Consider the following 2,868-nt stretch of genomic DNA (forward strand, 5'->3'; position numbering starts at 1 on the left):
AACTTATAAAACTTTTCAACCTGTCGAAATTGGGGACAGGCACCCCCGCACTTATTTTTCTGAAGGATGATTGACAGGTTTTAAAAATAAGTGCGGGGAGAGCCAGTCCCCAGAGGTTAATAAATAAGTTTCGCTGTAGTGCTAATTATTTATTTTTATTAGTTTTTTGGCAAATCAATATGTTTTTCGGGCCAGACCAGATATCTATTCAAACTTATTGACTTTATAATTTTGAACCAGTAAAGAAGAACCAGGAACTTTTTACTCTCAAGTTTAATATATCGTAACAGTTTAGCCCTTCTTTTTTTAGGGAAGCAGGGGACAGGCACCCCAGCCCTTGTTTCTCGCTGATGTACAAAAACATACTTCATCAAACAAGGGCTGGGAGAGCCAGTCCCCGTGCAATATGCACATGGCTAAACTGTTACAATATATCTGTTTAGCGCATTTAAGGAAAGCAGAAGACAGGCAGCTCCGGGACCCACCTGAGCATCATTTTATGCTCAAAAAAACCCATTTTTGGGCACTAGTGGGTCCCGGAAGAGCCAGTCCCCATGCCACATGCAAAGCGCTTAACAGATACAGTTTAATGGTAACCATTCAGGGGGATGCCGAAACCGGCCTGGGGACAGTCCCCGCGACACCTTTTCTGCACAAATAAATAAATACAGACGCGAAGTTTTGTGAAATGGTTACGTTTAATGAAGGAGTGATTTTTTTATGCTTATTGAAAAGATCAAATCAGAAGGTCTGTCACATCTTTCATATCTGATTATAGAAGGAGGTTATGGCGCAGTTGTAGATCCCAGGCGGGACTGCCGGATTTATATGGATATGGCTTATGAGAAAGGGGCGCAGATTAAATACATTTTTGAGACCCACCGCAATGAAGACTATGTTATCGGATCAGTTGAACTTTCACACATGACCGGAGCACAGATTTATCACGGTGCTGAACTACCTTTTGCATACGGAAACACAGCATCTGATGGAGATGTCTTCGAGTTTGGCCAGGTCCGCCTGAAGGTTATGAAAACTCCCGGCCATACTTTTGAAAGCATCTCCCTGGTGCTTTATGATAAAGCTTTTAGCCCGGATCCCATAGGTATATTTACCGGCGATGCTCTTTTTATTGGAGATGTCGGCCGTACTGATTTTTTTCCAGACCGCAAAGAGGAATCGGCTGGTCTTTTATATGATAGTATCTTTAATAAAATACTGCCCCTTGGAGATCAGGTTTTGCTTTACCCGGGTCATGGTGCAGGATCTGTGTGCGGCTCAGGCATGGCTGACAGAGAATTTTCAACTCTTGGATTTGAAAAACGCAATAATAACTCCCTGCAATTCAAAAACAAAGAAGAGTTTGTGCGTTTCAAGACACAGGAGAAGCACAGCCTGCCGCCCTATTTTTCCAGAATTGAGGATTACAACTTAAACGGCCCTCCGGCATTAGAACCTCTGTATCCCCCAAAACCCATGCCTGCCGACCATTTTGAAGAGGCCATGCAAAAAGGCATGCTTGTGGTGGACACCAGAAGTCCTGAGGCTTTTGCAGGAGCCTACATACCTGGAAGCCTGGCCATTCCCCTGCATATGCTGCCGGCCTATGCCGGGTGGTTCCTCCCTTATGATACAGACCTGGGACTTATTGTAGAATCATACCAGGATCTGGATACAGCTCAGCGCTACCTGGCCCGCATAGGTTATGACCGGGTCATGGGTTTTCTGGAAAAAGGACTGCACGAATGGGCAATCCGGGGTAAATTCTATGAAACTATACCGGCTGTTCATGCAGGTGAGCTGCAAAGACGCATCAGGGATAAACAGGATTTTACCATCCTGGACGTAAGGACCAGAGAAGAATTCGCCAAAGGTCATCTGCCAGGTGCTCAGCATATCTATCTGGGGCACATGCCTGAAAGTCTGAATGACATAGGCTCTTCACGCCCTGTCACCACTTTTTGCGGCAGCGGCCAGCGTGCCATAATAGCCGCATCAATCCTGAAGAAAAATGGTTTCAAAGACGTAGAAGACTGTCTGGGTTCGGTGCAGGCCTGTTCCAGAGGGGTCTGCGAACTGGTCCGGGAATAATTTAATGTCAATAAAGTGTCGCTGTAGCGCTAAACAGATACATTAAATGTAACCATTCAGGATGCATCTGCAAAAAGTCGGGGAATGAAAAATTCAGAAATCAACAATCTACATAACTCTTTGATTTTACTGACCTCTGATCTCTGACGTCTGTGACTGCAAAAATGACTTTTTGCAGTCACATCATTCAGGGGCAGGTACCGGCCCCTGGCCTGGTGCCATTAGTCCCCACTGAGGACCATCTGAATGGTTACCATTAAATCAATAATAAATGTCAGGAGGTTTGACATGAGTGAAACTAGAAATGCTGTGGTCCAGAAACTAAAGGCCAAACTTGATGAATGGAACGCTGAAATAGATCGTCTAAACGCCAAGGCTGAACAGACTGAGGCCGAAGCAAAAATGGAATACCTGCAGCAGGTGGAGGAACTGAAAAAATACCGTGACGAGGCCCAACAGAAAATGGAGATGCTTCAGGAAGCCGGAGAAGGAGCCTGGGAAGACATGAAATCTGGCGTGGAGATGGCTGTTGAATCCATGGCTCAGGCAATAAAGTCCGCCCGCGAGCGTTTCAAGTAGCAGCCAGTGCACAAAACCTGAAAAAAACCTGCCCTCGGGAAACCCTCAGGAGCCTCCATTGAGAACCCCCTGAATGGTTTGCTCTTGTTCCCAGGCTCCAGCCTGGGGACATCACTTTTTTGTGGCTCCAGCCACATTTTGAAGAAGCGGCTGGAGCCGCAAGAACTAAACGTTTCCAGGCTGGAGCCTGGGAACGAG

Annotated in this window: 2 protein-coding genes; both read left to right on the forward strand. The window is 46.0% G+C overall.

Features of this window, described 5'->3' with window-relative positions; all coding sequences use genetic code 11:
- Nucleotides 1-720 precede the first annotated feature (720 nt).
- Nucleotides 721-2,091 (forward strand): MBL fold metallo-hydrolase, encoded by a 1,371-nt coding sequence (locus QZP87_RS09180; RefSeq protein ID WP_291322619.1) that lies wholly within the window; start codon nucleotides 721-723, stop codon nucleotides 2,089-2,091.
- Between the two features lie 288 nt (nucleotides 2,092-2,379).
- A complete protein-coding gene (locus tag QZP87_RS09185; protein ID WP_291322620.1) occupies nucleotides 2,380-2,670 on the forward strand; it encodes a hypothetical protein in 291 nt (96 codons plus the stop codon).
- Nucleotides 2,671-2,868: the final 198 nt, after the last annotated feature.

Source organism: Desulfonatronospira sp., assembly GCA_003563255.1.
GTDB lineage: Bacteria > Desulfobacterota > Desulfovibrionia > Desulfovibrionales > Desulfonatronovibrionaceae > Desulfonatronospira.